The following is a 25,602-nucleotide window of genomic DNA, read 5'->3' on the forward strand; positions in this document are numbered from 1 at the left end:
TCACGTCCGTGAACACAACACAACCTTTACGAAACGGCCGGTCAACGCGCCGCGCAATCAGGCGTCGTCCTCCGCCGCGACTTGCACCGACGGCTCGCCATCGTCGCCAATCGACACCGTCACCACGATCGGACGGCAGCACACCTGGCAGTCCTCGACGTACTGCTCTTCGGACACCGAGTTGTCGATCACCAGATCGATCAGTTCGCCGCAGTAGGGGCATTGCACTTGCACACTCGGCAGCATGGTGGTCTCCGGTTGCCTCTGCGTGCCCAGCGTACGCGCCTGCGTCGAGTGCGGCGGTGCCGACGGTCCGTTTCACATGGCGATAACGAAGTCGGGCAAACCCTGAGACATGCCCTGGCACCCGCCACGGTTCCGCCCTCATGGAGGCCGCCATGAAGACCCGGCACGTGTTCAGTACGCCAGACCTCGAGGCAGCGCAGTCCGCCATGGATGCAGCGCGCACCGCGGGCGTACTGGACGACGACCTCCTGCTGATCGCACGTTCGGACATCGAGCTCGACGAGATCCCCAACGAACGCAAGGAAGCCGACACCGACATGATGGCGGCGGCACTGCGCGGCGCCGGCTTCGGTGGTGCCGCCGGACTGTTGGCAGGTCTTGTCGCCGTGGTGGTGACGCCGATCGGCTTGACGCTGGCGGGCGCCGCGGCCGCAACCGCCGCCGGCGCAATGGTTGGCTGCTGGGCCTCGGCGCTGGTGGGCTCATCATTGCCCGACCCGATCCGGCGCAAGTTCGACGCCGAGATACAGGCCGGTCGCATCCTTGTCGTGGTCGACGGCAGCAAGGAGCTGTTGACCCAGGTGGAGCCGGCCATCCTCGCCACGGGCGCGACGCTGTTGCCGTTCGAGGCCGCCTCGGCGTTCGCCTGACAACGGTGGGCGATCGCGCATCGCGCCGGACGCTTATTCGATGGGGCCCGCGACGCGCGGCTCCCGGCTCGATCGCGCGATCCGATCACCCCGGTTGAATCATCGCGGTCCAACCGTCGCTATCCAACCGTCGTGATTCTTCCGTCTCGATCCAGACGTTCAATCCGTCGCGCAGCGCACTCACCGGGCCGGCCGCAACACGGCCGTGGCACGTCCGCCCAGCGCGACGCGATAACGCTCGTGCAGGGCCTTCACCTTCTCGATGTACGCGCGCGTCTCCGCATACGGCGGCACGCCGCCGTAACGCGTGACCGTGCCGATGCCCGCGTTGTACGCGGCAGCCACCAGGGTCAGGTCGCCGCGATAGCGACGCATCAGGGACTTCAGCAGCCGCGCGCCGGCGTCGATGGATTGCTGCGGCGAGTAGGGATCGAGCACACCGTACTCGCGCGACGTTTCCGGCATCAGCTGCATCACGCCCTGCGCGCCCTTGGGTGACACCGCCTGCGCATCGAAGTCGCTCTCCGCGTGCGCGATGGCACGCAGCCAGGCGTCGTCGACACCGGTCGCCCGCGCGGCGGCGCGGAATTGCGCGGCGTGGCGATCGATGCGGGGCTTGCCGACATTGCCAAGACCTGCGTGCGCGGGCTCGCCCGGTGGCGTCTGCACCGTGAATGACAGCACGCGTGTCGAGCCCGGCAAATTGCGCGTGCTGTAGACGGTCTTTCCGCCCTGCTGGCGTTCGTACAGGGTGCCGTTGACGACACCCATCTCGCCCCACAGATTGGGCAGCTGCACGGCGTTGTCGTCGATCTGCTTCGCCTGGCAACGCGAACCGGGCTCGGGTGCGGTGGCGAGACTGACCGTGCCGTCGCGCACGCAGCGATACACCGTGCGCGCAGACGTGGCAAACGCGCTCGACAGGGCAATCACCGCAACCGTCGCGGCGATGCAACGGCGCGTGGTTCGCGTCGCCCTCGTCGACGACTCCGACCGGTTGTGGCTAAAGCGCAACATGGGCCGATTCTAGGCCCGCGCAGCCGCCACCGCCCCGGGCCAGAAGTCCCGGTGCGGCGGGCCGTTCAGCTGCGTCAAGGCCCGTCGGACGGACGCGCGAGCGTGGTACCTACTTTCGCAAGGTCATCGAGGTGGTGGTGACCTGGTTGCGCGAACCCAGTCGCTTGTACTCGACCAGCTGCAGCCACTGCACCAGGCCGGTCGATGGATCGAGACGGATGCGGGTCGAGGTACCCACGTCGATGCCGGAACGAAGCGCGGCAAGTGCCTCGTCGACCTCCTTGCCGCCGGCACGCAGGAAATCTTCGCCGAGCAATTGCGCCGCGCTCTCGGAAACGATCCGACCGCCTGCTTCGCGGTCCATCGTCAACGTCCAGTCCAGCATGTACCAGCCCGGCTGCAACGCGTCCTTGCGCAGCGTCATCCGGCCAACGGCGGGATACGCTTCGCCACCCGTCGGGTTCCCGATTTCGTCGTGATAGCTGTACTCGTGATCGAGCCCGATGCCGCCATCGCCCAGGAAGTTGTACGCCACGGGTAACCCGCCCAAGTGGCTTTCGAGCACCTTGGGCGATGTCGCCAGGCGCGATGCGTTGTCGATGCCGCTGCGAAACTCCGGCGACAGCATCGCGGCCTTGCCGGACAGTGCCGTTCGCATCCAGGCGTCCATCGCCGCGGCGAAGCGAGGCTGAATGTCGTCCAGATTCTCGATCGATCGAAAGTTGCCGCTCGCGTCCAGTTGTACGTCCAGCGGCAGATCGGCGAGGCTTTCGGCGAGTGCCGACGTCACCTGCTGCATCGGTTCGGGCATGTTGTCGTATTCGGACTTGCCCGCACCTTCTGTCCAACGCTGGCGATAGCCGTCGGTGCCCGCCGCGACGATCTCGATGGTCGTCACGGCGCTGCGCTGGTAGCGGCTTTCCGTGGCGCCCGTCGACAGGACCAGCTCGCTGGTCACGTCGTACTGCACGCGACGGCCCTGCTGCCAGGGCAATGTCCATTCAACCAGTGCCGAGGGCGGCTTGCCCATGCGCTTGGCCGCATGCGCCGAAGGCAACGACAGCAATGCGACCAACGCGATGGCCGCACCGTAGCGCACGCAGGCCGAAACGGCCGCGGCGAAGCGGCGGCGAGCGGCGGCTTGCTGGTATTGCATGGATTCCCCTGTGGATCGCGGCAGTACGAGCCACAGGGTAGCAAGCCCGCTGGACCTGCCGCCCGCGCGCGGGGCTCAACTCAAACCGAGGAAATCGGCCTTGCCGACACCGGTGCCGGCCTGACGCACGATCGCGTAGGCGGTGGTGGTGTGGAAAAACAGATTGGGCAACACGAAGTCGAGCAGATAGGGGCGGCCTTCGAAATGCCGGTCGCCCCAGGTGCGCGAGGGGACGACGATCGGGCGCGCTTCGCTGCCGTCGAGCTGCTCGGCCGAGAACGAACCGATGTAATCGACCGCGCGATCGATACGCGCATACAACTGCTCGAACGAGGTTTCGTTGTCCTCGAACTTCAGCGGATCGACGCCGGCCAGGCGTGCGGCGCCGTTCTTGGCAATGTCGGTGGCGATCTGCACCTGTCGCACCAGCGGCATCATGTCGGGAATCAGTCGCGTCTGCAGCAGCACGTCGCCGGTGACGCCCTTCCCTTCGACATGGGCCTCGCCCTTGCGCAGTACCGCGGACAGGTTGCGCAGCGCGTGCACGAACACGGGGACGGACGACTGGTACATCGAAAGGCTCATGGGCGGGTTCCGTTCTGCTGATGCGGTGCGCCGGCCGCGGGAAGTGCGCCGCGCAAGACTAGGCACCGCGCCGCGGATTGATTAGCCGCGATGCCAGGGAGTGTGCGTCCCGGCAGCGGGCCAATCGCCACAGCGATGACATGACCGATACGGCGCAAGCGGCCGTTCATCGCGTGGCGGGCAGTTCCAGCACCTGCGATTGCAGGTCGTGCAGAATCTCGAAGTCGCCCGGCTGCCAGGTCTCGGCGCTGCTGCCGCGATAGTGCCGGTGGAAAGCGCGCATCGCGGCGGTGGGGTCGCGCAGGTCGTATCCGATCACGGCCATCGCCAACCAGGGATCGAATCCCGCCGGCGGCGGCGCCGGCGCGTCGCGTGGCCACAACCCGAACCCGGCCTGCGCCAACCGTTGCCAGGGGAACTGCGTGCTCGGATCGTCCTTGCGCGTGGGCGCGATGTCGCCATGGCCGATCACGAAACGCGGCTGGATGCGCAATCGCGCGCTGATGTCGGCGAGCAGGCGCAACAGCGACTGCAGTTGCGCCTCGCTGAAGGGCTCGCTGCCGTCGTTGTCCAGCTCGATGCCGATCGAACTGGAGTTGAGGTCGTCGATGCCGGCCCACCGGCTGCCACCGGCGTGCCAGGCGCGGGCATCCTCGGCCACCAGCTGGAGCACGCGACCGTCCTCGCCGATCAGGTAGTGCGCGCTCACCGGGCCGCCCGAGTTCACGCTCTTGAGGGTTCGCAGGGCCTCGTCGACGCTGTCCATCGACGTGTGATGCAGCACGACCGCGCGGGCGCGTCGCGCGTCGAAGTTCGACGAGCCCTGCCATTGCGCCATCGGGTTGCGCAGCGGCGCGGTGGTGCAGGCCACAAGGCCTGCGGAAAGCAGCGAGACAAGCGCAAGGCGTAACGGATTCATGGTCATCGGCAGATTGATGCGAGCGCACACCCTAAGCCAATCGCGCCTTCGGCGGCACGTGCATCCCCGATGCGCGTGCCACCGGCGTGATGTTCCGGACGCGGGACGGTGTATCCCCGAATTCCGCCCTTTTGTGGGCGTTGCCGACACCCACTTAGTTCTCGCAGCGATGGCTGTCCAGGCACTTCGCCGGGGCCCATCGCACGGACCGTCGCCGACACCCTCCCCCAGTCGCGATGTCCGTCGCAGGAGTCAGAGCAACCATGAAGCACAACAACAATCAGCCCCGTACCGCGCTGCTGCGCACCGTGCTTGCCGTGCTCGTCGGCGCCGCCGCCTTCGGCGCGCAGGCGTCCGAGCAACCGGGCTTCTATGCCGGCGCCGGCGTCGGTCAGTCGTTTGTCGATGAAACCGGCTACGACGACGAGGACACCGCGTTCTCGGCGTTCGGCGGCTACCAGTTCAACCGTCACTTCGCCCTCGAAGCCGGCTATGCCGATTTCGGCAAGATCGAGCCGGAGTTCCTTCTGGGCAGCGATCTGGAAGGCAGCTCGGCCTATCTGACGGCAGTGGCCAGCGTGCCGTTCACCGACAATTTCTCCGGTTACGCAAAAGCCGGCGTGCATCGCTGGGACGTCGACAGCGACCTGCCGGTCCTTGGCAGCCGCGAGGACACCGGCACCGATCCCACCTACGGCCTGGGCCTGCAGTACCGGTTCACCGACAACGTCGCGCTGCGCGGTGAGTACAGCCGCTTCGAAGTCGAAGACACCGACGTCGATCTGGCCCAGTTGCAGGTGCGCTTCGATTTCTGACGTGCACCGTGACAGTGAAAAGCCGACGGCCCACGCCGTCGGCTTTTGCGCGTCGAGCGTTCGCGCCACGCGATCACCGGACAACACGCGCACCCGCCCATCGCGAGCGCGCGTGTTGCCGCCTTTCAGACGACCGGACCCGCGCGGCTATCCTTGACGCCGTTTGCGGCGACCACCTCCAGGAGGATCGATGGATCGGCACCAGTTGCAGGCGTTCTGCGCCGCGCTGCCCGGCACCACCACGCGTCTGTATGACGACGCACGCAACGTGCTGGTGTTTTCGCTCGACGGCAAGCAGTTCGCCTATTTCAAGACCAGCGAACCCGAGCGTTGGCGCTTCAGTTTCCGCGTCAGCCCGGACCGCTTCCTGGAGCTGACCGACGTTCCCGGCATCAAGCCCGCGCGCTGGATGGCACGCTTCCACTGGGTGACGGTGGTCGACGTGCGCAGCGTGCCGGACGACTACCTGACGGAGCTGGTGACGTGGTCCTACCGTCGGGCGCTGGGCACGTTGAGCAAGGCCAAGCAGGCGCGGCTTCTGCAGCCCGATGGCGCGGCCGGCTGATCCAGACACGGCGTTCGGCATTCGTCATCGTCATGCTGCTGGCGGCAGCACAATGACCAGTGACGTCGCGCCGGTCCCTTCTCGACCGCGCGCGTCGCGCGATCAGCGCGCCAGGTCGCCGTACTCGGTGTAGATCACACGCTGCACGGCGCCCGCGGGAATCGCATCGCCCGGCTTGAGCTCGGCCGCGCCCGGCAACACCACCGCGCGGCCTTCGGCCTGGGGTCGCGAGACCTGCACGACCTGGTCCATGTCGGGCGGCCCTTCGAGACGGTGGGCGAGGAAATGTTCGCTGCCGCGACCGAAACCAATCCACTGCGCCGGTTCGGGCGAGCTGCCGGGCTCGAAGCGACGGAACTGCACGACGTCTGCAACCCGGACCTCGATGTCCGACAGGATCGTGGTTCCGCCGCGCTCGAAGTGGCCGCGATACAGGTCGGCGCGGAAGCTGCCGCCCTGCTGGATCGTTGTCGGCAGCACCCATTGCGCTGTGGGCGCCAGGGTGTACACCGCACCGGGATGGCGGGCGGCGTCGGCGCGGTAGGCGGCGAGCACCTCGCCCGACAGTCCGGCCTCGAAGATCAACTGGTAGTTGTGCGGACTGTGGAACATCGGCAGGTGCGACAGATAGACCACGTCCGTGCCGACCACCAGCATGCCGTGCGTGTTGGGCGCGTCGCTCGGTGGCGTGGCGATGATGCGCTGCAGGACGAAATCGTCGTGGACGTCCGCGTGCAGGAAGTCGCCCAGCGTCGAGGTCGTCGCGGCCACCTCGTCGATCTGCGCCATGCCCAGCGCAAGGGCGTGCTCTTCGGGCTGGAACGCGGTCCCCAGCGGGTACATGCGCCGCGCCGTTGCGGTCATCTCGATGTGCGCGCCGAGCACCTGGTCGACGCGGTGAGCAGCGGCAAACGCGGCCAGCCGCTGGGCGCTCGCGCGGTACGCAGGCCAGTCACGGATCGTCAGAAGGCCCGGATACAACGAATCGCCCGTGAACAGACTGCCGGTGACGGGGTCGTACACCGCGATGTGCGCCGGCTCATGGCCCGGTATCGGCAGGACGGTCATCGCGCGCTCGCCCAGATCGAAGTTGGCCTCGCCATCGGGCCAGCGATCCAGGCCGAAGAACTTGGCCACGTCCTGCGCGGTGCTGCCGACGATGCGCGTATCGGGACGATCGCGGAACTGTGCGTCGCCGAAGACGTGGTCGCGATGAGCGTGCGTGTGCGCCACCACCAGCGGGAAGTGCGCCCTGCCGTGCGCTCGAGCCCATTGCGCAAGCAGGCCATCGACCGTTTCGCGCAGCGGCAGCGAATGCCCCTGCACGGGCTCCGCGCCGGAATCGAGCAGCAGCGCGCGTTCGGCGCCGGCGATGAGGTACAGGAACGGCGCCTCGGCGTTGCTGCGCTTGGACTGGCGCAACACCCAAAACCCGGGTGCGGCCTCGTGCACCTGCAGCGCCGGCTCGCCGGCGGCGCCGTGCACCCACTGTCGCGGCAGTTCCAGCGCCAAGGCGTCGACCGGAAGCAACAGGCAGAGCAGCAACAGGACGCAGCGCATGGCGTGGTGACCGGAGTTGGCGAGAACGCGATGTTAGCGCGGGCCACCGGCGCGCCCTCGACGGCAGCCATCGACCGCACTGGACGTGCCGACCCGGTCCGGTATCGCCCGGACCGCCATCGCGCCCCGCGCCAGCGCTCGGTCAGTTCGGCGGGTGGGGACGCAGCGCGGTGTCCGAAGGGAACTGCGCACGGCCGGGCAGCGACGACAACGCAATGCGATTCGGGGTCTTGGGCTGCGACTGGTCCTGCGCCGCGGCGGCGCCGCGCTGGGTGGCCTTGTGCGGGATGTGCCAGAGCTCATCGGGCGAGTAGTAGGACACGCCGCGCGTCCAGCGCGCATGCCCACTCTTGGCAGCCTCCGGGATAGCCAGCCGGTCCTGGCCACGCGTCAGGTACAGCGGCGTCCACAGGCCGCCCTTGGCATCGGCCGACAGGCAGACGAAGTAATGCTGCGCGGCCACCGCATCATCGGGCTCGACGGTGTGGCTGGCGCCAAATCTGAGCAATTCTTCGGGGTACATGTGCAGCACCAGACCGGGTCCGTAAACGTGCGACATTCGATTGCCCTGCAACGACGCGTAGGTAGTAACGCACCTGCATCCTAGCCCTGTTTTCCCGGCACGGGCAGCGGGCGCGGGCCCTGGCCGCCGGGCGGCGCGGCGGTCGCCCGCCCGCGCCGCTGGACGATCTTTGCGCAGGACGAAGCAATCGATCAGTCGTTACCCGCCGTTTCGTCGCCGTAGAACTTCAGCCCGATCCGGATGCGGTCTCGGCCCTGTTCGCGGCGGTGCCGGTTGCTGTCGCGCAACGAGTAGACGCATCCGCAATATTCCTGCTGGTAGAAGCGCTCGCGCTTGCTGATCTCCACCATGCGCTGGCTTCCGCCGCCCTTGCGCCAGTTGTAGTCCCAGTACGTGAGGCCGTCGTACGGCGCGGCCGCGCGTACGCCGCTGCCGGTGATCTGCGCCATGTCCTTCCAGCGCGAGATGCCCAGCGAGCTGGTCATCACCGGGAAGCCGTGCTCGTGGGCGTACAGCGCGGTGCGTTCGAAAACGCATGTCGAAGCACATCGTGCAGCGCACGCCTCGTTCGGGCGCGTCCTCCATTCCCTTGGCGCGTGCGAACCAGTTGTCGGTATCGTAGTCGCCATCGACGAAGGGCACGCCGTGCTGTTGCGCGAAGCGGATGTTCTCCTGCTTGCGCAGCTCGTACTCCTTCACCGGGTGGATGTTGGGGTTGTAGAAGTACACGGTGTAGTCGATGCCCGATGCGACAAAGGCCTCCATCAGCTCGCCCGAGCACGGCGCGCAGCACGAGTGCAGCAGGAGCCTGTCGCCGCCGCCGGGCAGCACCAGCCGCTCGCGCTCGACCGCGCTCATACGTCCTTGGCCACCAGCTTGACCACGCTGGAGAAGTCCAGCCCGCCGTTACCGGCGCGGCTGTTCATCGCGTAGAGATTTCGCGCCAGTTCCCCCAGCGGAATCGACGCGCCGACGCCCATCGCCGCCTCCGCCGCCAGGCCGAGGTCCTTGAGCATGAGGTCGTTGCCGAAGCCGCCGGTGTAACCGCGCGACGCGGGTGCGTTTTCGAGCACGCCCGGCCATGGGTTGCACACTTCGGTGGCCCAGCTGCGGCTGGTGCTGACGGCCATCATCTGCGACAGCACCTTGGGCTCCAGCCCGTGCGCGACGCCCAGTGCCAGCGCCTCACCGGTCACCGCCATGATCGCGCCCAGCGCCATGTTGTTGCAAAGCTTGGCGACCTGTCCGGCGCCGCTGTCGCCGACGTGGAAGATGTTGCGACCCATCGACTCCAGCACCGGCCGCGCGCGTTCCAGCGCCTGCGCGTGGCCGCCGACAATGAAGGTCAACGTGCCGGCGGCGGCGCCGGCGGTACCGCCGGAAACCGGCGCGTCGATCATCGCCAGCCCACGAGCGGCCGCGGCGTCGGCGACCTTCTTCGCCGACGCAGGAGCAATCGTGCTGCAGTCAATGACCAGCGCGCCGGCGGGAATCGCCGCCAGCAAGCCGCCGTCGCCGAGGTACAGACCTTCCACATGGCGACTGGCGGGCAGCATCGACACCACGACCTCGGCATCGACCACCGCGGCATGCGCGTCGCTGGCCGCCACCGCGCCCGCGGTGACGGCGGCGTCGATGGCAGGCTGGCTCAGGTCGTACACGCACACCGAGTGCCCGGCCTTGAGCAGGTTGGCGGCCATCGGCCCGCCCATGTTGCCCAGTCCGATGAAGGCGATGCGGCTCATGCGGTTGCTCCTGCGAGGTGGTTGGCACCCAGCGTGGCCAGCGGATGCCGGTCCTGCGGCCACGGTGCGATGAGGAAGTCGGCGGCCCAGGCGGGCGTGGCGTCTGCCAGCGTTGCCGGGTTCCAACGCGGCGCCCGATCCTTGTCGATCAGCAGGGCCCGGATGCCTTCGGCGAAGTCGCCGTGTGCGGCGCAGTGCAACGACACCAGGTACTCCAGGCGGAACGTGTCGGCCAACGACAACGTCGCCGCGCGTCGTTGCAGTTCGAACGCCAGGCGTGCCGAGCCAGGCGCGCCGGCGGCCAGTGTCTGCCGCGCGGCAACCAGCCAGGTGTCGTCGGTGTTGAGTGCGGTGATGCCGGCAACGACCGCGTCGAGGTCGTCGGACGCGCACAGCTGGGCGATCCGTTCACGGTTCGCCTGCAGCGGACCCGGTGCCGGCGTCTGCGCCAGTCCGGTCAGAAGCGCGCTCAATTGCGCGTGGTTGTCGCCGGCATCGTCGGACCACGCCTGTCGGCCCATCGTTGCCAGCACCGCATCACGCTGCGCTTCGGCCAGTTGGTGATCGGCCAGACCGGCATGGATCGCGTCGCCGCCGTTGAGCGGTGCGCCGGTCAGGGCCAGGAACAGGCCAGCACGACCGGGCACGCGGTTGAGCAGCCAGCTGCCGCCGACGTCCGGATACAGCCCAACGGTGATCTCGGGCATTGCCAGCTTCGATCGCTCGGTGACCACTCGGTGGCTCGCGCCCGCCATCAAGCCGATGCCGCCACCCATGACGATGCCGTGGCCCCAGCACAGCACGGGTTTGGCGTAGGTGTGGATGCGGTGATCGAGGCGGTACTCGGTCTCGAAGAACTCGCGCGCGTAGGCGTTGTCACGAATGTCGGTGCTTCCCCGTTCGCGGTACTCGCGCATCGAGCGGTACAGGCCGTGCAGGTCGCCGCCGGCGCAGAACGCTTTCTCGCCCGCGCCCTGCAGCACCACCACCGCAATCGCGTCGTCGTCGGCCCAGCGCAACAGCTGCGCATCGAGTTGCCGCGCCATCTCCAGCGACAGGCCGTTGAGCGTCCTGGGCGCGTTGAGCGTGGCGATGCCGATGCGACGGCCGCCGCCGGCGGCGCGCTCTTCGAACAGCACCGGCGCCTCGACCACGGTCGGTTCGGGGGCCGTCGAGCCAGCCGTCCCGTTCATGCATTCATCCATTGCGCGGCGCGCCTTTCGAGGAAGGCGGACACGCCCTCCTTCTGGTCGGCGGTGTCGAACAGGTCGACGAACGCCTCGCGCTCGCTGACCAGCGCGGTAGCGTGCGACTGGGTGCGGGTGGCCTGCACCAGCGCCTTGCACACGGCGATGCTGGTCGGGCTCTGCTTGCCGGCCTGCTGCGCCCACTGGATCGCACGCGCCTTTGCTTCGCCCTTGCCGACCACTTCCTCGACCAGGCCAATGCGCAGCGCCGTCGCGGCGTCCACGCGCTCGCCCAGCAGGATCATGCGCTTGGCCCAACCCTCGCCCACCACGCGCGGCAGGTTCTGGCTGCCGCCGCCGCAGGGCAGCAGGCCGACAGTCGCTTCGGGCAGCGCCAGTTGCGCGTGTTCTTCGGCGATGCGCAGGTCGCAGGCCAAGGCGCACTCCAGCCCGCCGCCCATCGCGTACCCGTTGATTGCGGCGATGCTGACCCCGCGGAACGCGCTCAGGGTCTCGAACGCCTCACCGAATCGGCGCGCGGCGACACGTGCCACGCCCTTGTCGCCATCGGCGAACTGCTTGAGGTCGGCGCCGGCGGAAAAGAACTTCTCGCCCTCACCGGTGATCACCAGTGCGTAGACGTCACGGTCGGCATTGAGCCCGGTGACGAGGTCGCGCAATGCCGCCAGGCTGTCGACGGTCCACGTGTTGGCCGGCGGGTTGGTGAGGGTGACGACGGCGACGTTGCCCTCGATCTCAAGCTTCAGGCCGGTGTGCGGCTTTTCCCGGTACGCAGTCATCGCAATTCCTCTTCGGTGTTCAGCAGGTGGCGCGCGATGATCACGCGCATGATTTCGTTGGTGCCTTCCAGGATCTGGTGAACGCGGCAATCGCGCAGCAGACGCTCGATCGGGTACTCGCGGATGTAGCCGTAGCCGCCGTGGATCTGCAGCGCCTCGTTGCAGATGGTGAACCCCGCATCGGTGGCGAAGCGCTTGGCCATGGCGCACCAAACGCTGGCGTCGGCGGTTCGCGCATCGAGCTTGCGCGCCGCGGTGTGCACCATCTGGCGCGCGGCTACCAGCTGGGTGGCCATGTCGGCAAGCTTGAACTGCAGCGCCTGGAACTGCGCGAGCTTGCGGCCGAACTGGCGGCGCTCGCCCATGTAGCGGCGCGCGGCGTCGAGCGCTCCCTGCGCGGCGCCCAGCGAGCAGGCGGCGATGTTGATGCGCCCGCCGTCGAGGCCCTTCATGGCGATCCGGAAGCCATCGCCTTCGTCGCCGAGCAGGTGGCCCGCGGGCACCCGCACGTCCTCGAAGGCGATGCCGCGCGTGGGCTGGCTGTTCCAGCCCAGCTTCTCCTCCTTGCGACCGTAGGCGATCCCGGGAGCATCGGCGGGCACCGCGAACGCGCTGATGCCGCGTGCGCCGTCGTCGCCCGTTCGCGCCATCACCACCAGCATGTCGGTGACGCCCGCCCCGGAGATGAAGGCCTTGCTGCCGTTGATCACGTAGTGATCGCCGTCGCGCTGCGCTCGCGTGCGCAACGACGCCGCATCCGAGCCCGCGCCCGGTTCGGTGAGGCAGTACGAGGCGAGCTTTTGGCCACTGGCCAGCGACGGCCCCCAGGCCGCAAGCAGGGCCGGGCGTGCGTGTGCGGTGAGCATCCAGGTGGCCATGTTGTGGATGCTGATGAACGCGGCGGTGGACGGGTCGAGCGCGGCGAGTTCCTCGAACACGATCGCCGCGTCCAGGCGCGCCAGCCCCGATCCGCCGGCGGATTCGTCGGTGTAAAGCCCGCAGAAGCCCAGCTCGCCCGCCTTGGCGATCGCCTCGCGCGGGAACTCGCCATCGGCGTCCCAACGCGCCGCGTGCGGCGCGAGTTCGGCCAGGGCGAAATCGCGCGCGGCATCGCGGAACGCAAGCTGGTCCTCACTGAGCCCCGGCAACGGGTCCGTGGTCACGTGGATGTCCATGACCGCGGCCATCACTTCAGGCTGATCGTGGTGTTGACGCCGACATGCAGGGTGTCGTCGTCGAACCAGCGCTGGGTCACCGTCTTGGTCTGGGTGTAGAACATCACCACCTGCTTGCCGTACGGGCCAAGGTCGCCGAGCTTGGAGGCGCGCGAGCCGGTGAACGAGAACAGCGGCACCGGCACCGGGATCGGCACGTTGATGCCGACCTGGCCGACGTCGATCTCTTCCTGGAACCTGCGCGCGGCCGCGCCAGATTGCGTGAACAGCGCGGTGCCGTTTCCGTTGGGATTGGCGTTGATCAAGGCGATGGCGGCGTCCAGCGATTCGGCAGTCAGCAGCACCAGCACCGGGCCGAAGATCTCCTCGTCGTAGATGCGCATGCCCGGCGTGACGCCCGAGAAGATGGTCGGTCCGATGAAGTTTCCATTTTCGTAGCCGGCGACGTCGGGCTTGCGTCCGTCCAGCTCGAGCGTTGCGCCCTCGCGCACACCGTCGCCGATGAACCCTTCGACGCGCTCGCGTGCGGCGCACGAGATCACCGGACCCACATCGGTTCCCGGCTCTATGCCGGCGTTGACCTTGAGCGTCCTTGCCCGCGCCACCAGGTCGGGAATCCACGCCTGCGCATCACCGACCAGCACCGCGGTGGACGCGGCCATGCAGCGCTGACCGGCCGCGCCAAACGCGGCGCCCACCAGCGCATTGAGGGTTTGTTCCTTGTTCGCGTCGGGCAGGACGACGGCGTGGTTCTTTGCTCCCATCATGCACTGCACGCGCTTTCCGGCCAGGCTGGCGCGGTTGTAAACGTGCGTGCCCACCCGGGTCGACCCGACGAACGAGACGGCCTTGATGTCGGCGTGATCGCAGATCGCGTTGACCACGTCCTCGCCACCGTGCACGACGTTGAGCACGCCCTTGGGCACGCCGGCTTCCAGCGCCAGCTCGACCAGGCGCATCGTCACCATCGGGTCCTGCTCGGAGGGCTTGAGCACGAAGGTGTTGCCGGTGGCGATCGCCATCGGGAACATCCACAGCGGGATCATCGCGGGGAAGTTGAACGGCGTGATGCCGGCGCACACGCCCAGCGGCTGGAGCAGCGTGTAGGTGTCGACGCCGCCGGCGACGTTGTTGGCCAGTTCGCCCAGCTGCAGGTTGCCGATCGCCGCGGCGTGCTCGACCACCTCGAGGCCGCGGAACACGTCGCCTTCCGCGTCGGGCAACGTCTTGCCCTGTTCGGCGGTCAGGATCGCGGCCAGCTCGGCCATGTTCTCGCGGATCAGCTGCTGGTACTTCAGGAAGATGCGCGCGCGTGCACCAATCGGCGTCTTGCGCCAGGTTACGAAGGCACGCTTGGCCGCGGCGACTGCGGCATCGACTTCATCGGCAGTGGCAAACGGCACGCGCGCCAGCACCACCTGCGTCGCCGGGTTGACGACATCGCGCCATTGAGTGGATTTCGATTCGACGAACTCGCCGTCGATCAACAGTTTCACGTTCGCGACCTGGGTCGCCACACGGCTCATTTCGTTCATTGTCCTGCCTCCATATCGCCCACCCGCGAATGCCCGGGTGTTGCGGAGCAGGACGACGAATTCGAGGCAGGGGGAAGCAGCGCCGAATCGGCTCGCCCGGTTGCCCACCGCAACACTCGAGTACTGACATCGCTGAGGATGTCCACCACGGGCCGGTCTCCGGGCTTGCGAGCGATGCAATCGCATCACCCCGACACCTTCCCGCGCGAACGCAGTGGTGGAACGTCGGGTGGTCTCGCCTACCGTTGCGGGGGCAGCGCCGGAATGGGATCGAACGATCCGCACCGGCTTCCCGTTTCACCCTGCGCGCCGGGATGGCGGCAGGACACCTGTGGTCGCCGCAGTTTAGGCACGCAACCGGTGCCGGACAAGTTTGCGGGCCGTACGGGGGCGTGTCGTATCGCGCTCTGTCAGGCGCAAGATGGGCGCGCGCAGTGCAGCCCATCGCGTTCGCCACTGCGCGCGGCGCGACTACGTCTGGCGGTCACATCTGACGGATCAGATGTGCGAATCCGATGCCTCAGGCGACGCGCAGCGGCCACCATGCCGATGACGTCGAACGCCACGGAATGCCCGTGGCGTTCTGATTGGCACCGTTGCGCACGACGCGCGCACAGGCGCGCTGGATCAGGCCGCGTCGAGTTCGAAGGCAAGCTGTCCGGGCTGGAACGAACGCAGGAAGTCTTCCGCATCGAATGCCTCTCCCAGCGCGATCGCTCCGGTTCGATCGAAGGAAGGTTGGAGCATGCGTTGTGCCGCTTCGACCACCAGGGGCGCGGTCACCGCGTAGATGTCCTGTCCCCAGGCGAGCGCGCGGCGTGAACCGCCGTCGCCACTTGCCAGGACTTCCATCGCGAACTGCTGCGCGGATCGCCCCTGCGAGTCGATGGCCGTTGGCGGGGGTGTCGCGGCATCGCGGACGTCGGTCAACGATGCGACGTTGAGGTACGCACGCAGGTTGCTCACCTTCAGATGGCGGGAGATGGTGATGACCTCGCTGAAGGCCAGTTCTTCCACGGTCTGGACGCCATGCGGCGCGGCGAATGTCCACTCCTTCTGCCTTGCCGGGATCGTCATGGGAACCAGGGCGCCGTTCTCGACCACCACGCGCGGAACGCGGTTGCGCTCGCCGGTCTTGCGGGTGCCCTTGGTGGGCCACCAGCGATCCAGTGCGATGGCCACCGTCATGTCATCGCCAGACCCACGACCCACCAGCGCGGTGGCCAGGACGTCGGCCAGGCCGCCGTAGAACCCCGCAGCGGGAATGAGGGCCACCCCAGCCTCGCGCGCACGTTCGTCGTAGCGCTCGAAGATCGCCAGGGCGCTGGCTTGTTCGGCGGTGACGTCCAGATAGGAACTGCCTGCCCGCAGTGCCGCTTCCACGATCGGCGAGGCGGTTTCCAGGAACGGACCGGCGCAGTTGATCACCACCGCGCAGCCGTCGAACGCCCGGTCCAGCGCTGCCGGGTCATCGATGGCGGCCGTCCGGGCCGGCACGCCAGCGGGAACCGTGGAGACATCCCTACCCACTGCGACCACGTTCAAGCCACGGCGCAGCAGCTCGGCGACGACGAATGCTCCGGTGTGCCCGGTTGCGCCATACACAGCAACGATCTTGTTGTCTTCAGTCATCTTGTTCTCAGCCATTTCCCTGCTCCTTGTCGGCGATACAGACCTGTCTGTTCTTGTAACCGTACAGACCGGTCTGTATGATGTCAACCTCGAAACAGACCGGATCCCGCCATGGCTGCAAAGTCGTCCGCTCAAACCCCGCCTTCAAAGGGCGCCGATGCATTGGACGTGCGCGAACGGATCCTGGAATGCGCGTCGAACCTGTTCTATCGGCAAGGCGTGCGCGCCGTTGGCGTAGACCTGGTGGTGGCGCAGGCCGGAGTCGCAAAGACCAGCCTGTATCGGCACTTCCGCACCAAGGACGACCTCATCGTCGCGTTCCTTGAGCGTGAGGACGTGGACTTCTGGACCACCTGGGATGGCGTCGCGGCCCAGCACGCCAACGACCCGGGCGGCGAGCTGGCCGCGCACATGCGCTGGATCGGGGAGCGCCTGTCGCGCTCCAACTATCGTGGCTGCCCGCAGATCAACGTGGCCGCCGAGTTTCCCGAATACGATCATCCAACCCGACAGGTGGCCCGGGCGCACATGCAAGGCCTGCGCTCACGCCTGGGCGCCATCGCCCAGCAGTTGGGTGTGGCGCACCCGGAAGACCTGGCCGCGCAACTGGCGGTGCTGGTCAACGGCGCGTTCGTCAGCTCGGAACTGCTTGCCGGTCAGGACGCGCCACGCATTCTCCTGGCGTCGGCCAACGCCCTGGTCGCAGCCGCCCGCTCCCCGGTGCATTGACGACACCGCATTCGGTGGACCATCGCGTCCGTGCTGCAGCGACCCATCGGCGCGAGGCGCACATCGCGCGAGTTGCCGAAGCTGCAGGTCGCGGATTCGTCTCGATGCGTTGCGGCCGCCGCTGTAGCCACGAAAAAAAAACGGCGGAGCAAAAGCCCCGCCGTTTCCTGGCTAACTACTGCGACCGTTATTGCTTGGTCGGAATGTTGACCTTGTCGATACCGTGGAGGACGCCGTTGGTCGAGCCGATGTCGGCCGAGGTGACCAGCGCGCCGTCGATCCTGACCTTGTCGTCGGCCAGCTTGATCGGGGCAGACTGGCCGTTGACCGTCTTGGCCACTTCCCACTTGCCGATGTCGGCAACGAGCTTGCGACCGCTGACGACGTGGTAGTTCAACAGCGACACGAGTTCTTCCTTGTTCTCGGGCTTGAACAGGTTCTCCAGTTGGCCAGCGGGCATCTTGTCGAACGCGGCGTCCGTCGGGGCGAAGATGGTGAACGGGCCAGCGCCGCGCAGGGTGTCGCTCATGCCGGCGCGTTCAATCGCCTTGCCAAAGGTCTTGAACGAACCATTGGCGGCGGCGGTATCGACGAGATTCTTGGTGCTGGTGGGACTGGTGGTGGTGTTCATCAATTGAGTGCCTTTGAGTGCGATCCGCGGAGTTGCGAAATCGAGAGCGGCCGAAGCCGTGGCTCCTGCCGGCGGCAGGAACATCGAGACTCAGTGCGGAGAAGGAAGGGGACGTGCAGCGCGGCTGAGTGGCCGTTACGACATTGCGTCGTAGTGCCAGGGGACAGTGCGCCTTGTGTTGTTACCAGGATGTTATCTGGTGCGAACCCGGTCACCGGGCGTTGGGTCTTGCTGCACATGAGGCGACGACCTGCATCAACAGCACCGCGACCGCATCGATGGACGCAACCGTGCCATCACGCCCGCGAGTCGACACCTGCCAGCACATCGATCAGGGCGCGCGATGCCGCCGACAGTCGGCGGTGTGGCGCATAGATCAGCGAGAACGGTCGCGACCGTCCGCGCAACTCCGGCAGCACTTCGACCAGACGGCCGCGCGCGACACGGTCGCCAACGATGAAGTCGTAGCTCTGGCAGATGCCGACGCCGTGTTCGGCCAGAGACACCACGCCCAGCACGTCGTCGGATACTGCCCACCCCGCCGGCGGCGGCCAATCGATGTCCTGACCGTCGACGCGAAACCACCACGGCGCTACCCGGCCGGTGCTGGGCATCACGAACGTGAGGCAGGCATGCGCTGCCAGCGCATCGAGATCTCGTGGCGTGCCGGCACGCTGCAGGTACTCCGGCGAGGCAACCAGGCACAGCGTCGCGTCTTCAAGCTTGCGCGCGACCAGGCCGCTGTCCGGCAGCGTGCCCAGACGAACCGCCAGGTCGAAACCCTCGGCAACCAGGTCGACGTTGCGATTGGTGATGTTCAACTCGACCTGCACGCGCGGGTACTGCGTGGCGAAGCGCTGCAGCAACGGCGGCAAGCGATGGTGTCCGTAGGTCGTTGGCACGCTGAGGCGGACGCGTCCGCTGAGTTCCCCCTCCTGCCCCTGGATCGCGCGCTCGGCATCGTCAATCAACGCGAACGCCGCGCGGGTCTGCTCGACGTACAGGCGACCGGCCTCGGTCAGGCTGATCCGGCGCGTGGTCCGTCGCAGCAACTGGCTGCCCAGGCGTGACTCGAGCCGCGCGATGGCCCGGCTGATCACCGAGGGCGTGGTCGACAGCGCCACCGCAGCCGCGGTGAGCGAACCGTGTTCGACCACCGCGATGAGGGCTTCGACATCGCCGAGATGATCGAAACGGCGGCTCATTTTTGCTCCAACGGCAATGATCATTTGCCACGAAGCCAGTTTATCGCCCCGGATGGCGGCAATACAGTGGCCGCCACTCCCCCTGCTTTCGGTGAAGTCCATGCCACGTTCCGCCAAACCTCTGCTGCGCAAGCTCGCTCTTTCGGTCGTGCTCGCGCTCACTGCCGCCTCCGCCCACGCGGCCAACGTACTGGTCGTCCTGTCCGACGCCGACCACCTCGACCTCCAGGACGGCAAGGCCTTCCCCACCGGCTTCTATCTCAACGAACTGATGCAGCCGGTCAAACTGCTGCGCGACGCCGGCCACACGATCACCTTCGCCACGCCGACCGGCCAGGCACCGACGGTGGACCAGACGTCGGTCAACCCGATGTACTTCAACAACGACGCGACCGACCTCGCTGCGCACCAGGCGCTGCTGGACAGCCTGGCGCTGACGTCGAAAGAAAACTCGCCGGTACTGAGCCTCTCGCGCATCGAGCAGATCGGCTATGACCGCTACGACGCCGTCTACGTGCCCGGTGGCCACGCACCGATGCAGGACCTGCTGAAAAGCCCAGCGCTTGGCCGGCTGCTGAGCGCGTTCCACAACCGCGGAAAGCCGACCGCCCTGGTGTGCCACGGTCCGATCGCCCTGCTGTCGACGCTGCCTGACGCATCGGGTTTCGTTGCCGCAATGGAAAGTCGCGGCCAAGCTGCGCGCGTCCCGCAGTGGATCTACAGCGGTTACCAGGTCACGGTGATCAGCAATCAGGAAGAAGAGCAGGCCAAACCCCAGCTTGGCGGCGGGCAGATGAAGTTCTATCCGCAGACCGCACTGCAGCAGGCTGGCGTGCAGTACCGCAGCAACACGGCACCTTGGGCCGCCAACGTCGTCGTCGACCGTGAGCTGATCACCGGCCAGAACCCGGCGTCGGCCGTCGGCGTCGCCAACGCGCTGCTGAGTCGCCTCAAGTAGGCGTGTGGCGCCTTGGTGCGCATTCGCGCTCGCGTGCCTTGGGAGCTCCCGTCACGCGGGCGCTCCCAAGCGGCGTTCTCACGCGGTTCGCAACGGCCATTGCGTTGCGTTCGGACGTCGAAGCGACGCTTCGAGTGTCGACGCTCGGCCCGGCGCGGGCACCTAGGCGCGTGAGCGCGGGGCGGTGCTCGATTCCTTGCGCCAACACCACAGGCCGACCACCAGCGGCAATGCGGCCAACACCAGAAGCAGCCAATCCAGTGCCCCATCGACCAGCAGCAATCCCATGATGCCGACGGCACTGACGAGGGCCATCACGACGACAACCTTCAGCGTATGACGGCCTTTCATGCGGCCGCTCCCTTGGGCTTGGGGCTGCGCCGGCGACGGCGATCCCACCATAGCCACGCACCGTTGACGGTGATGAGCAACGTCAGCCACACGCACGCGGTCCACAACAGCTTCAGCGGCAGACCGCCGTAGTCGCCGAAGTGGAACGGCTGGGAAACCCAGATGGCCTGCAGGTACCACGGCGGTTGCTTCACGGCGGACACCAAACCGGTTTCGCCGTCAATGAGGGCGATCTGGTACATGCGCTCCTTGAGCCCCTCGGTTCCGCTGAGGAACGCGGTGTAGTGGCGCTGGGTGGAGTAGTCGGTGTCGGGCCAGATCACCGAGACCACCTTCGTGTCCGGCACCGCCTTTGTCGCCGCCTCCCACACACGATCGATTGTCGCCACGGGCTTGCGCGGATCGGCAATGGCCCCGCCGAACTCCGCCTGCAGGCGCGGCAGTTCGTTGGCCTGCCACGCACCTTCCACCAGCGTGCCGAAGCCCAGCATCAGCCCCGTGATGGTCACCACCATCGACCAGCCCAGCACGATCGCGCCGATGAAGTTGTGCAGATCGAGCTGCAGCAGGCGTGCGCCGCGTCCACGCCGCAACACACCGAAGGCCATCCGCTTGACGTACGGTGCGTACACCACCAGCCCCGACAGCAGCGACAACAGCACCAGCAACGCGATCAGCGCGCCAATGAGCTCACCGATCGGGCCCAGGAACCAGTTGGCGTGCAGCGTGAAAAGAAACCCGGTCAGCGTGTCCTCCAGATTCACGCCTCCCACCAACCGCGCCGTGGCCAGGTCGGTGAAGTGGAACACCGAATTGTCGTAGCCACCGTCCTGTATCGGCGCCGTGGCCACCATCAGCACGCCGGGATGGTCGTCCTCCATGGCGACGCTGAGGATGCGCTGATCGGCAAACTTCGCCTGCACCGTGGCGACGGATTCGTGCATCGGCCGTTGCGTCGTCGCCTGATGGACCTCCGGCACGACCCCCATGGCGTGGTCGATCTCCTCGTGGAAGATCAGGATCGTTCCGGTCAGGCACAGCACCAGGAATGGCAGCGTGGCCACCAGACTGGACCAGCGGTGCAGCCAGAGGTTGAAGCGGAACCAGCGTGACGCCCCGCCCGTTTTGGGCAGCGTTTCCTGCACGACGCTCGGGGCAGTTCCGGAATCAGGGGGCATGGCACACGCTCGCTATGTTCGATGGCTGGTGGCGGTGGAGAACGACGACGTTCAGAAGCGGTAGACGACCGAGCCGGTCAAGGTGCGGGTGTTGCCGGTGAAGCAATCACCGAAGGCGCGACAGGGAGCGAAGTACTCCTTGTCGAACAGGTTGGTGGCATTGAACGTCAGCGACCACTGGGTCCAGTCGAACGACACCAGCGCATCGGCCAGCGTGTAGCCCGGGGTTTCCAGCGAGCCGGCTGCCGTCGTCGACAAGGTCGGACCCACGTGGCGTCCGCCCAGGCCCACGCGCATCTGCAGGGCATCGCCGAGCGCGAAGCGCTTGGACACCCACACGGAGGCCAGCCGCTTGGGCGTATCGCTCAGCTGCACGCCCACTTCATGCGCGAAGTTGCTTTCAGTGACTTCGGCGTCGTTGTACGCAACGCTACCAGTCACCAGGAAATCGTCGCCGATGGCGTACGCGGCTTCCAGCTCCACGCCCTGCGAACGGATCTCACCGGTCTGGATGACATTGAGCACATTGTTCGGATCGTTGGTGGTCCGGTTGGTCTCGACGATCCGGTAGGCGTTGGCGGTGAACATCGCGCCGCGCGTCGGCACCCACTTCACGCCGGCTTCCACCTGCTTGCCGCGCATCGGCTTGAACGCGCGCGTGTAGAAGTCCAGCCCCGCCACCGGCAGGAAGGACTCGGCGTAACTCACGTACGGCGAGAATCCCTTGCCCACGTCGCCAATGACGCCGATGCGGTAGCTCGTCTCCTTGTCGGTCTGTTCGGGCGAGCCTTCGGTCTGCGAACGCGCACGGTCGCGGCGGACGCCCAGCACCAGCGACACGCGATCGGCGTAGCGGATCTGGTCTTGCAGGTAGACGCCCAGCTGCGTGTTGCGCTGCTTCGGGTTGGTGACGTACGCGGGCGCGATGACGCCAGAGGAGACTGGGTTGTAGGGATCGATGGCGGGAATCAAGCAACGCGAATCAATCTGCTGCAGACGATCGGCAGGACAGAAGGCCGACTGCGAGCGCTGCTGGAAGTCGCTGTAATCCACGCCTGCCAGCAGTTTGTGTTCAAGCGGCCCGGTGGCGAAGCCGTACTGCAGCGAGTGGTCGCTGGTCAGGATGCCGAGATGCGGCTTGATCGCATAGGCATAACGATTGAGAAGGCCTTCCGCGTCGAAGGGATTGGCCGGGTTGGTGAACACGTCCGGGTAAAGCTCCTGGAACGTGGTATCGATATCGGCATAGCGGATGCTGCTGCGTCCGATCAGCGCGTCATTGAAGCGATGCTCCAGCAGCATCGTGGCGCTGGATTGCGTCGATTCCAACCGGTCGTAGTCCTTGTCGCCCAGGAAGGTGGACGGATCGAGGCGACGTCCCGGGGGAGCCAGCAACGTGCCCGCCACGGGCAGGAACTGCTGGCTGGAAGCGCTGCGGTCGCGCTGGTACTGCGCCAGCAGGGTGATGTCGGTATGGTCGCCCAGGTGCCATGCAATCGACGGCGCCAGCACGAGGCGATCATCCGGCAGCTCGTCGGTCTGCATGCCGCCGTTGCGCGCAACCGCCACCAGTCGCGCGGCCACATCGCCCTCTTCGTCCAGCGCGCCGGTAACGTCGGCCTGCAGCTGGGTGCGATCGAAGCTGCCGAACTGCACGCCCACCTCGCCACCGAACGTCGACTCGGGCCGCTTGCTGATGGCATTGACGATGCCGCCTGCAGCGCCCTGTCCGTACAGCATCGAGGACGGGCCGCGCAGCACTTCCACTCGGTCGAGGGTGTACACGTCGATGCGCGGAATCGGGCTGTAGTTGTAGACCTTGCGCATTCCGTCCAGGTATTGGGTCGGATCGACGCTGCGCACGAAGAAGCTCTCACCGCGCGTGTCCAGGCCGTAGGACTCGGCGGTGACGCCGGCGGTGTAGCGCAAGGTCTCCTGCAGGTTCAGCGCGCCGCGCTGGGCGAACAGTTCCGACGGCACCACGCTCACGGCCTGGGGCGTCTCGACCACTGCGGTGTCGGTCTTGGTCGCGGTCACCGCGCGCTCGGCGACCACCTCGATCGAGTCCAGGGTGGTGGCGGTATCGCCTTCCTGGGCGAATGCCGCGGGAGCGACGCAGGCGATCAGCAGGGCAATGGTCAGGCGATGGCGGCGGTGCGAAATCATGAAGATCGAAGTCCTGGTGGGGATTGCGGGTTTGTCGGCAACAGATGGAGGAGCGGGAAGTTCGACGTGACGCCAACGTCGCATCTGCGGGGCGCAAGTCGACGGCGTCATCTGACGTTGTGATCGGAGAGGAAGAGCGCGCTCCGGCGGCGGCGCTGGCCCGTTGCAAGCAGACGTAGTCCGCCGCCATTGATGCGACGCGCCGTGGAACCCAAGGCGCCGGTCTGAAATCGGGTGGTGCTGGATAGGTCGGCCGGCGCGTCGCGATAAGCCACCAGCGCACCGGCAGCCGCGAACGCGTGCAGGCGCTCAGATCGCTCGACGGCGATCGTGCGGATGTCGAGGATTGGCGTGTGGGACGGCGCACGGGCGCCATGCGCCACTTGTGCCAATGAGGCACTGACACGCATCACGGCCACGGTGGGCGACAGGGAACGGGGTGCGCGAATCACGGTGGCGACGGCCCAATGAACAGCGCGGCAAAACTAATACAAATAGGACTCATTCGCAACAACGAACGTCCCAACGCCGATGCCGGCCACGTGTCGACTACAGCCTCTCGTTGCAGTCACTCAGCCGATTGGGCGGACGCCAGTCTCTCAACGAAAGGTGCGGAACGAAGCGCACCTTCCATCCGCCACAGTGCCGCAAGGACATCCGCATCGGCGTCTTTCGCCAGCTTTTTGTAGGCGGCGTCGAACACGTCGTGAAGCTCGATCATCCGGTCCGCCTCGCGCTCCCCTGCCCGGGTCAGGGAGACGACGGTGCGCCGGCGGTCGTCCGGATCGCTTCGTGTTTTCACCATCCGTTGCTGTTCGAGCTGCTTGATCCACCCGATCACCAGCGGGTGCGATTGCCGTATGGCGGTGGCGATCTCGGTGACCGAGCGCGGGCCGTGGCGGCGCAGCAGATGCAACGTCGACGCGGTGCGTGGCGCCACTTTCAGCCCGACGGCGGGATACCACTGCTCACAACCTTGCACGATCTCGTCTGAGAGGCGGCGCATCAGGTGAGCGAGGAAGAACACGCCCTCCGAGCGGATGAAATCCGCGGCCTCTTCCACCTTGGATGTGTCCATTGCGCGTGCCCCTTGACGATATATGTAAATACTTACATATTTTCCGCGGACCGAGAATGACCTCGCATCGGCCTCAGCAACGAGCTCGCCGCCATCGCGTGCGTGGCCAATCAAGGGAGTGTGTTTGTGAATGTACTGCTCACTGCAGTGGCAGGAATCCTGGCAAGCGTTTGCGCAGCACCCGCCTTTGCGCAGTTCGATATTGCCGAATTGAACGGGAGCCAGGCAGGCCCGCGCACCCAGATCGCCGTGTTGGGGAGCCCGCACCTGTCCGGGATGGCGGAGACCTTCAAACCGGAATCGCTCGCGCCCTTGCTTGATCACCTGCAAGCCTTCAAGCCCGACGTCATCACGATCGAGGCGTTGCCCGGCGAGAGTTGCGAGCTGCTGACACGCTATTCCAGCATCTACCCCGGGGCCGCCGACTACTGCAGCAGCACGGAAATCGCGCGCAAGGCGACCGGTCTGGATACGGCAGCCGCCATCGTGCAGGTACAGGAAGCCTTTGCGACGTGGCCCGAAGCACCGACGCCCGCGCAACGCCGACACATGGTGAGCCTGCTGGCTGCGGCGAACGACCGCGCCTCCGCCCTGGTGCAATGGCTGCAGTTGCCGGCCACGGAACGGCATGCCGGCGATGGCGTGGATCAGGCCCTTGCCGAACTGATGGGAAAGATCAGCCGCGCCCGCAACGAGAACTACCTCGTCGGTGCCACGCTCGCGGCAAGGCTGGGATTGCAGCGGGTGTACGCCATCGACGATCACAGCGCGGACAGTGTCGGTGCGGGCGCGGGCCCGGGCTATGAAGCGGCGATACAAGCGATCTGGGCGAACAGCCAGTTTCCGCACGCAAAGCAAGCCCAGGCTCTGGAACAGGCAGCGGACATGTTGGCGCTGTACCGCTTCCTCAATCAACCGAAGGTCATGCGCTCGGCGATCGAGGGCGACTTCGGCGCTGCGTTGAAGGACGCGTCAGCGGCCCGTTACGGTCGGCAGTACGTCGCGTGGTGGGAAACGCGCAACCTGCGCATGGTGGCCAACATTCGCAGCGCCTCGGGCAACCACCCGGGCGGCCGCGTCCTGGCCATCGTCGGCGCGTCGCACCGGCCCTACTTCGACGCCTACCTCAGGCTCATGCACGACGTGGAAGTGGTCGACGTAATGACATTGCTGGAACGCCCTGAATCCTGATGCGA

Annotated in this window: 26 protein-coding genes, 1 pseudogene and 1 riboswitch; of the genes and pseudogenes, 6 read left to right on the top strand and 21 right to left on the bottom strand. The window is 66.8% G+C overall.

Annotation, left to right across the window (positions count from 1 at the left end; translation table 11 throughout):
• Positions 1-57: 57 nt before the first annotated feature.
• Positions 58-246 (bottom strand): CPXCG motif-containing cysteine-rich protein, encoded by a 189-nt coding sequence (locus tag EER27_RS08585; protein WP_123087609.1) that lies wholly within the window; start codon positions 244-246, stop codon positions 58-60.
• Positions 247-398: 152 nt separating this feature from the next.
• Between EER27_RS08585 and EER27_RS08590 the strand changes: the two genes are divergently transcribed.
• Positions 399-896: a hypothetical protein gene (locus EER27_RS08590; protein ID WP_123087807.1), complete on the top strand. Its 498-nt coding sequence runs from the start codon at positions 399-401 to the stop codon at positions 894-896.
• 180 nt (positions 897-1,076) lie between these two features.
• On the opposite strand, the gene EER27_RS08595 is transcribed toward EER27_RS08590, so the two are convergent.
• The 4 genes from EER27_RS08595 to EER27_RS08610 form a co-directional block, all read right to left on the bottom strand.
• Positions 1,077-1,913, bottom strand: coding sequence for a lytic transglycosylase domain-containing protein (locus EER27_RS08595; protein ID WP_123087610.1), 837 nt, complete (start codon positions 1,911-1,913; stop codon positions 1,077-1,079).
• Between the two features lie 109 nt (positions 1,914-2,022).
• On the bottom strand, positions 2,023-3,069 hold the full coding sequence (locus EER27_RS08600; protein WP_123087611.1) for a hypothetical protein: 1,047 nt from the start codon (positions 3,067-3,069) through the stop codon (positions 2,023-2,025).
• Between the two features lie 75 nt (positions 3,070-3,144).
• Complete coding sequence (locus EER27_RS08605) at positions 3,145-3,654, bottom strand: DUF1993 domain-containing protein (protein ID WP_123087612.1); 510 nt, start codon at positions 3,652-3,654, stop codon at positions 3,145-3,147.
• Positions 3,655-3,820: 166 nt separating this feature from the next.
• Complete coding sequence (locus tag EER27_RS08610; protein ID WP_223807233.1) at positions 3,821-4,573, bottom strand: N-acetylmuramoyl-L-alanine amidase; 753 nt, start codon at positions 4,571-4,573, stop codon at positions 3,821-3,823.
• 263 nt (positions 4,574-4,836) lie between these two features.
• Between EER27_RS08610 and EER27_RS08615 the strand changes: the two genes are divergently transcribed.
• Positions 4,837-5,388, top strand: coding sequence for an outer membrane beta-barrel protein (locus EER27_RS08615; RefSeq protein ID WP_190285709.1), 552 nt, complete (start codon positions 4,837-4,839; stop codon positions 5,386-5,388).
• 190 nt (positions 5,389-5,578) lie between these two features.
• Positions 5,579-5,953, top strand: a complete 375-nt coding sequence (locus EER27_RS08620; protein WP_123087615.1) for an MmcQ/YjbR family DNA-binding protein — start codon at positions 5,579-5,581, stop codon at positions 5,951-5,953.
• Between the two features lie 102 nt (positions 5,954-6,055).
• Here the strand turns inward: EER27_RS08620 and EER27_RS08625 are convergent, their stop codons facing one another.
• The 9 genes and pseudogenes from EER27_RS08625 to EER27_RS08665 all read right to left on the bottom strand — a co-directional run bounded on the left by EER27_RS08625 (position 6,056) and on the right by EER27_RS08665 (position 16,125).
• The gene (locus tag EER27_RS08625; protein WP_123087616.1) at positions 6,056-7,513 is read right to left on the bottom strand and encodes an MBL fold metallo-hydrolase; all 1,458 of its coding nucleotides are present in this window, start codon (positions 7,511-7,513) and stop codon (positions 6,056-6,058) included.
• A gap of 142 nt (positions 7,514-7,655) precedes the next feature.
• Positions 7,656-8,072: a hypothetical protein gene (locus EER27_RS08630; RefSeq protein ID WP_123087617.1), complete on the bottom strand. Its 417-nt coding sequence runs from the start codon at positions 8,070-8,072 to the stop codon at positions 7,656-7,658.
• A 155-nt stretch (positions 8,073-8,227) separates the two neighbouring features.
• A pseudogene (locus EER27_RS08635) lies at positions 8,228-8,894 on the bottom strand (epoxyqueuosine reductase QueH).
• The gene (gene mmsB, locus EER27_RS08640) at positions 8,891-9,781 is read right to left on the bottom strand and encodes a 3-hydroxyisobutyrate dehydrogenase (protein ID WP_123087618.1); all 891 of its coding nucleotides are present in this window, start codon (positions 9,779-9,781) and stop codon (positions 8,891-8,893) included. The pseudogene EER27_RS08635 and the gene mmsB overlap by 4 nt, the downstream one beginning before the upstream one ends.
• The gene (locus tag EER27_RS08645; protein WP_123087619.1) at positions 9,778-10,974 is read right to left on the bottom strand and encodes an enoyl-CoA hydratase/isomerase family protein; all 1,197 of its coding nucleotides are present in this window, start codon (positions 10,972-10,974) and stop codon (positions 9,778-9,780) included. The genes mmsB and EER27_RS08645 overlap by 4 nt, the downstream gene beginning before the upstream one ends.
• A complete protein-coding gene (locus EER27_RS08650; protein WP_123087620.1) occupies positions 10,971-11,768 on the bottom strand; it encodes an enoyl-CoA hydratase in 798 nt (265 codons plus the stop codon). The genes EER27_RS08645 and EER27_RS08650 overlap by 4 nt, the downstream gene beginning before the upstream one ends.
• A complete protein-coding gene (locus EER27_RS08655; protein WP_190285725.1) occupies positions 11,765-12,943 on the bottom strand; it encodes an acyl-CoA dehydrogenase family protein in 1,179 nt (392 codons plus the stop codon). Before EER27_RS08655 ends, EER27_RS08650 begins: the two co-directional genes overlap by 4 nt.
• 11 nt (positions 12,944-12,954) lie before the next feature.
• On the bottom strand, positions 12,955-14,469 hold the full coding sequence (locus tag EER27_RS08660; protein ID WP_123087808.1) for a CoA-acylating methylmalonate-semialdehyde dehydrogenase: 1,515 nt from the start codon (positions 14,467-14,469) through the stop codon (positions 12,955-12,957).
• Positions 14,470-14,611: 142 nt separating this feature from the next.
• Positions 14,612-14,826, bottom strand: a riboswitch (cobalamin riboswitch).
• Positions 14,827-15,105: 279 nt separating this feature from the next.
• Complete coding sequence (locus tag EER27_RS08665) at positions 15,106-16,125, bottom strand: saccharopine dehydrogenase family protein (protein ID WP_123087622.1); 1,020 nt, start codon at positions 16,123-16,125, stop codon at positions 15,106-15,108.
• 96 nt (positions 16,126-16,221) lie between these two features.
• On the opposite strand from EER27_RS08665, the gene EER27_RS08670 reads away from it, so the two are divergent.
• Positions 16,222-16,839 carry a TetR/AcrR family transcriptional regulator gene (locus EER27_RS08670; RefSeq protein WP_123087623.1) on the top strand — a complete coding sequence of 206 codons (618 nt, stop codon included), beginning with the start codon at positions 16,222-16,224 and terminating at the stop codon, positions 16,837-16,839.
• A 187-nt stretch (positions 16,840-17,026) separates the two neighbouring features.
• Here the strand turns inward: EER27_RS08670 and EER27_RS08675 are convergent, their stop codons facing one another.
• A complete protein-coding gene (locus EER27_RS08675; RefSeq protein ID WP_123087624.1) occupies positions 17,027-17,470 on the bottom strand; it encodes a fasciclin domain-containing protein in 444 nt (147 codons plus the stop codon).
• A 296-nt stretch (positions 17,471-17,766) separates the two neighbouring features.
• On the bottom strand, positions 17,767-18,675 hold the full coding sequence (locus tag EER27_RS08680) for a LysR family transcriptional regulator (RefSeq protein ID WP_123087625.1): 909 nt from the start codon (positions 18,673-18,675) through the stop codon (positions 17,767-17,769).
• 100 nt (positions 18,676-18,775) lie between these two features.
• Between EER27_RS08680 and EER27_RS08685 the strand changes: the two genes are divergently transcribed.
• Positions 18,776-19,633 carry a type 1 glutamine amidotransferase domain-containing protein gene (locus EER27_RS08685; protein ID WP_123087809.1) on the top strand — a complete coding sequence of 286 codons (858 nt, stop codon included), beginning with the start codon at positions 18,776-18,778 and terminating at the stop codon, positions 19,631-19,633.
• A gap of 162 nt (positions 19,634-19,795) precedes the next feature.
• Here EER27_RS08685 and EER27_RS08690 read toward each other — a convergent pair whose 3' ends face one another.
• The 5 genes from EER27_RS08690 to EER27_RS08710 all read right to left on the bottom strand — a co-directional run bounded on the left by EER27_RS08690 (position 19,796) and on the right by EER27_RS08710 (position 24,406).
• Positions 19,796-19,984: a hypothetical protein gene (locus EER27_RS08690; RefSeq protein WP_123087626.1), complete on the bottom strand. Its 189-nt coding sequence runs from the start codon at positions 19,982-19,984 to the stop codon at positions 19,796-19,798.
• Positions 19,981-21,162: a PepSY-associated TM helix domain-containing protein gene (locus EER27_RS08695; protein ID WP_223807234.1), complete on the bottom strand. Its 1,182-nt coding sequence runs from the start codon at positions 21,160-21,162 to the stop codon at positions 19,981-19,983. The genes EER27_RS08690 and EER27_RS08695 overlap by 4 nt, the downstream gene beginning before the upstream one ends.
• 51 nt (positions 21,163-21,213) lie before the next feature.
• Entirely contained in the window at positions 21,214-23,328 is a 2,115-nt protein-coding gene (locus EER27_RS08700) for a TonB-dependent siderophore receptor (protein ID WP_123087628.1), read from the bottom strand.
• A gap of 107 nt (positions 23,329-23,435) precedes the next feature.
• Complete coding sequence (locus EER27_RS08705) at positions 23,436-23,738, bottom strand: hypothetical protein (protein WP_148040981.1); 303 nt, start codon at positions 23,736-23,738, stop codon at positions 23,436-23,438.
• A 158-nt stretch (positions 23,739-23,896) separates the two neighbouring features.
• Complete coding sequence (locus tag EER27_RS08710) at positions 23,897-24,406, bottom strand: MarR family winged helix-turn-helix transcriptional regulator (RefSeq protein ID WP_123087630.1); 510 nt, start codon at positions 24,404-24,406, stop codon at positions 23,897-23,899.
• Between the two features lie 102 nt (positions 24,407-24,508).
• On the opposite strand from EER27_RS08710, the gene EER27_RS08715 reads away from it, so the two are divergent.
• Positions 24,509-25,597 (top strand): DUF5694 domain-containing protein, encoded by a 1,089-nt coding sequence (locus EER27_RS08715; RefSeq protein ID WP_223807235.1) that lies wholly within the window; start codon positions 24,509-24,511, stop codon positions 25,595-25,597.
• Positions 25,598-25,602: the final 5 nt, after the last annotated feature.

Origin of the sequence: Montanilutibacter psychrotolerans (assembly GCF_003719825.1) — a bacterium.
Taxonomy (GTDB): Bacteria; Pseudomonadota; Gammaproteobacteria; order Xanthomonadales; family Xanthomonadaceae; genus Montanilutibacter; species Montanilutibacter psychrotolerans.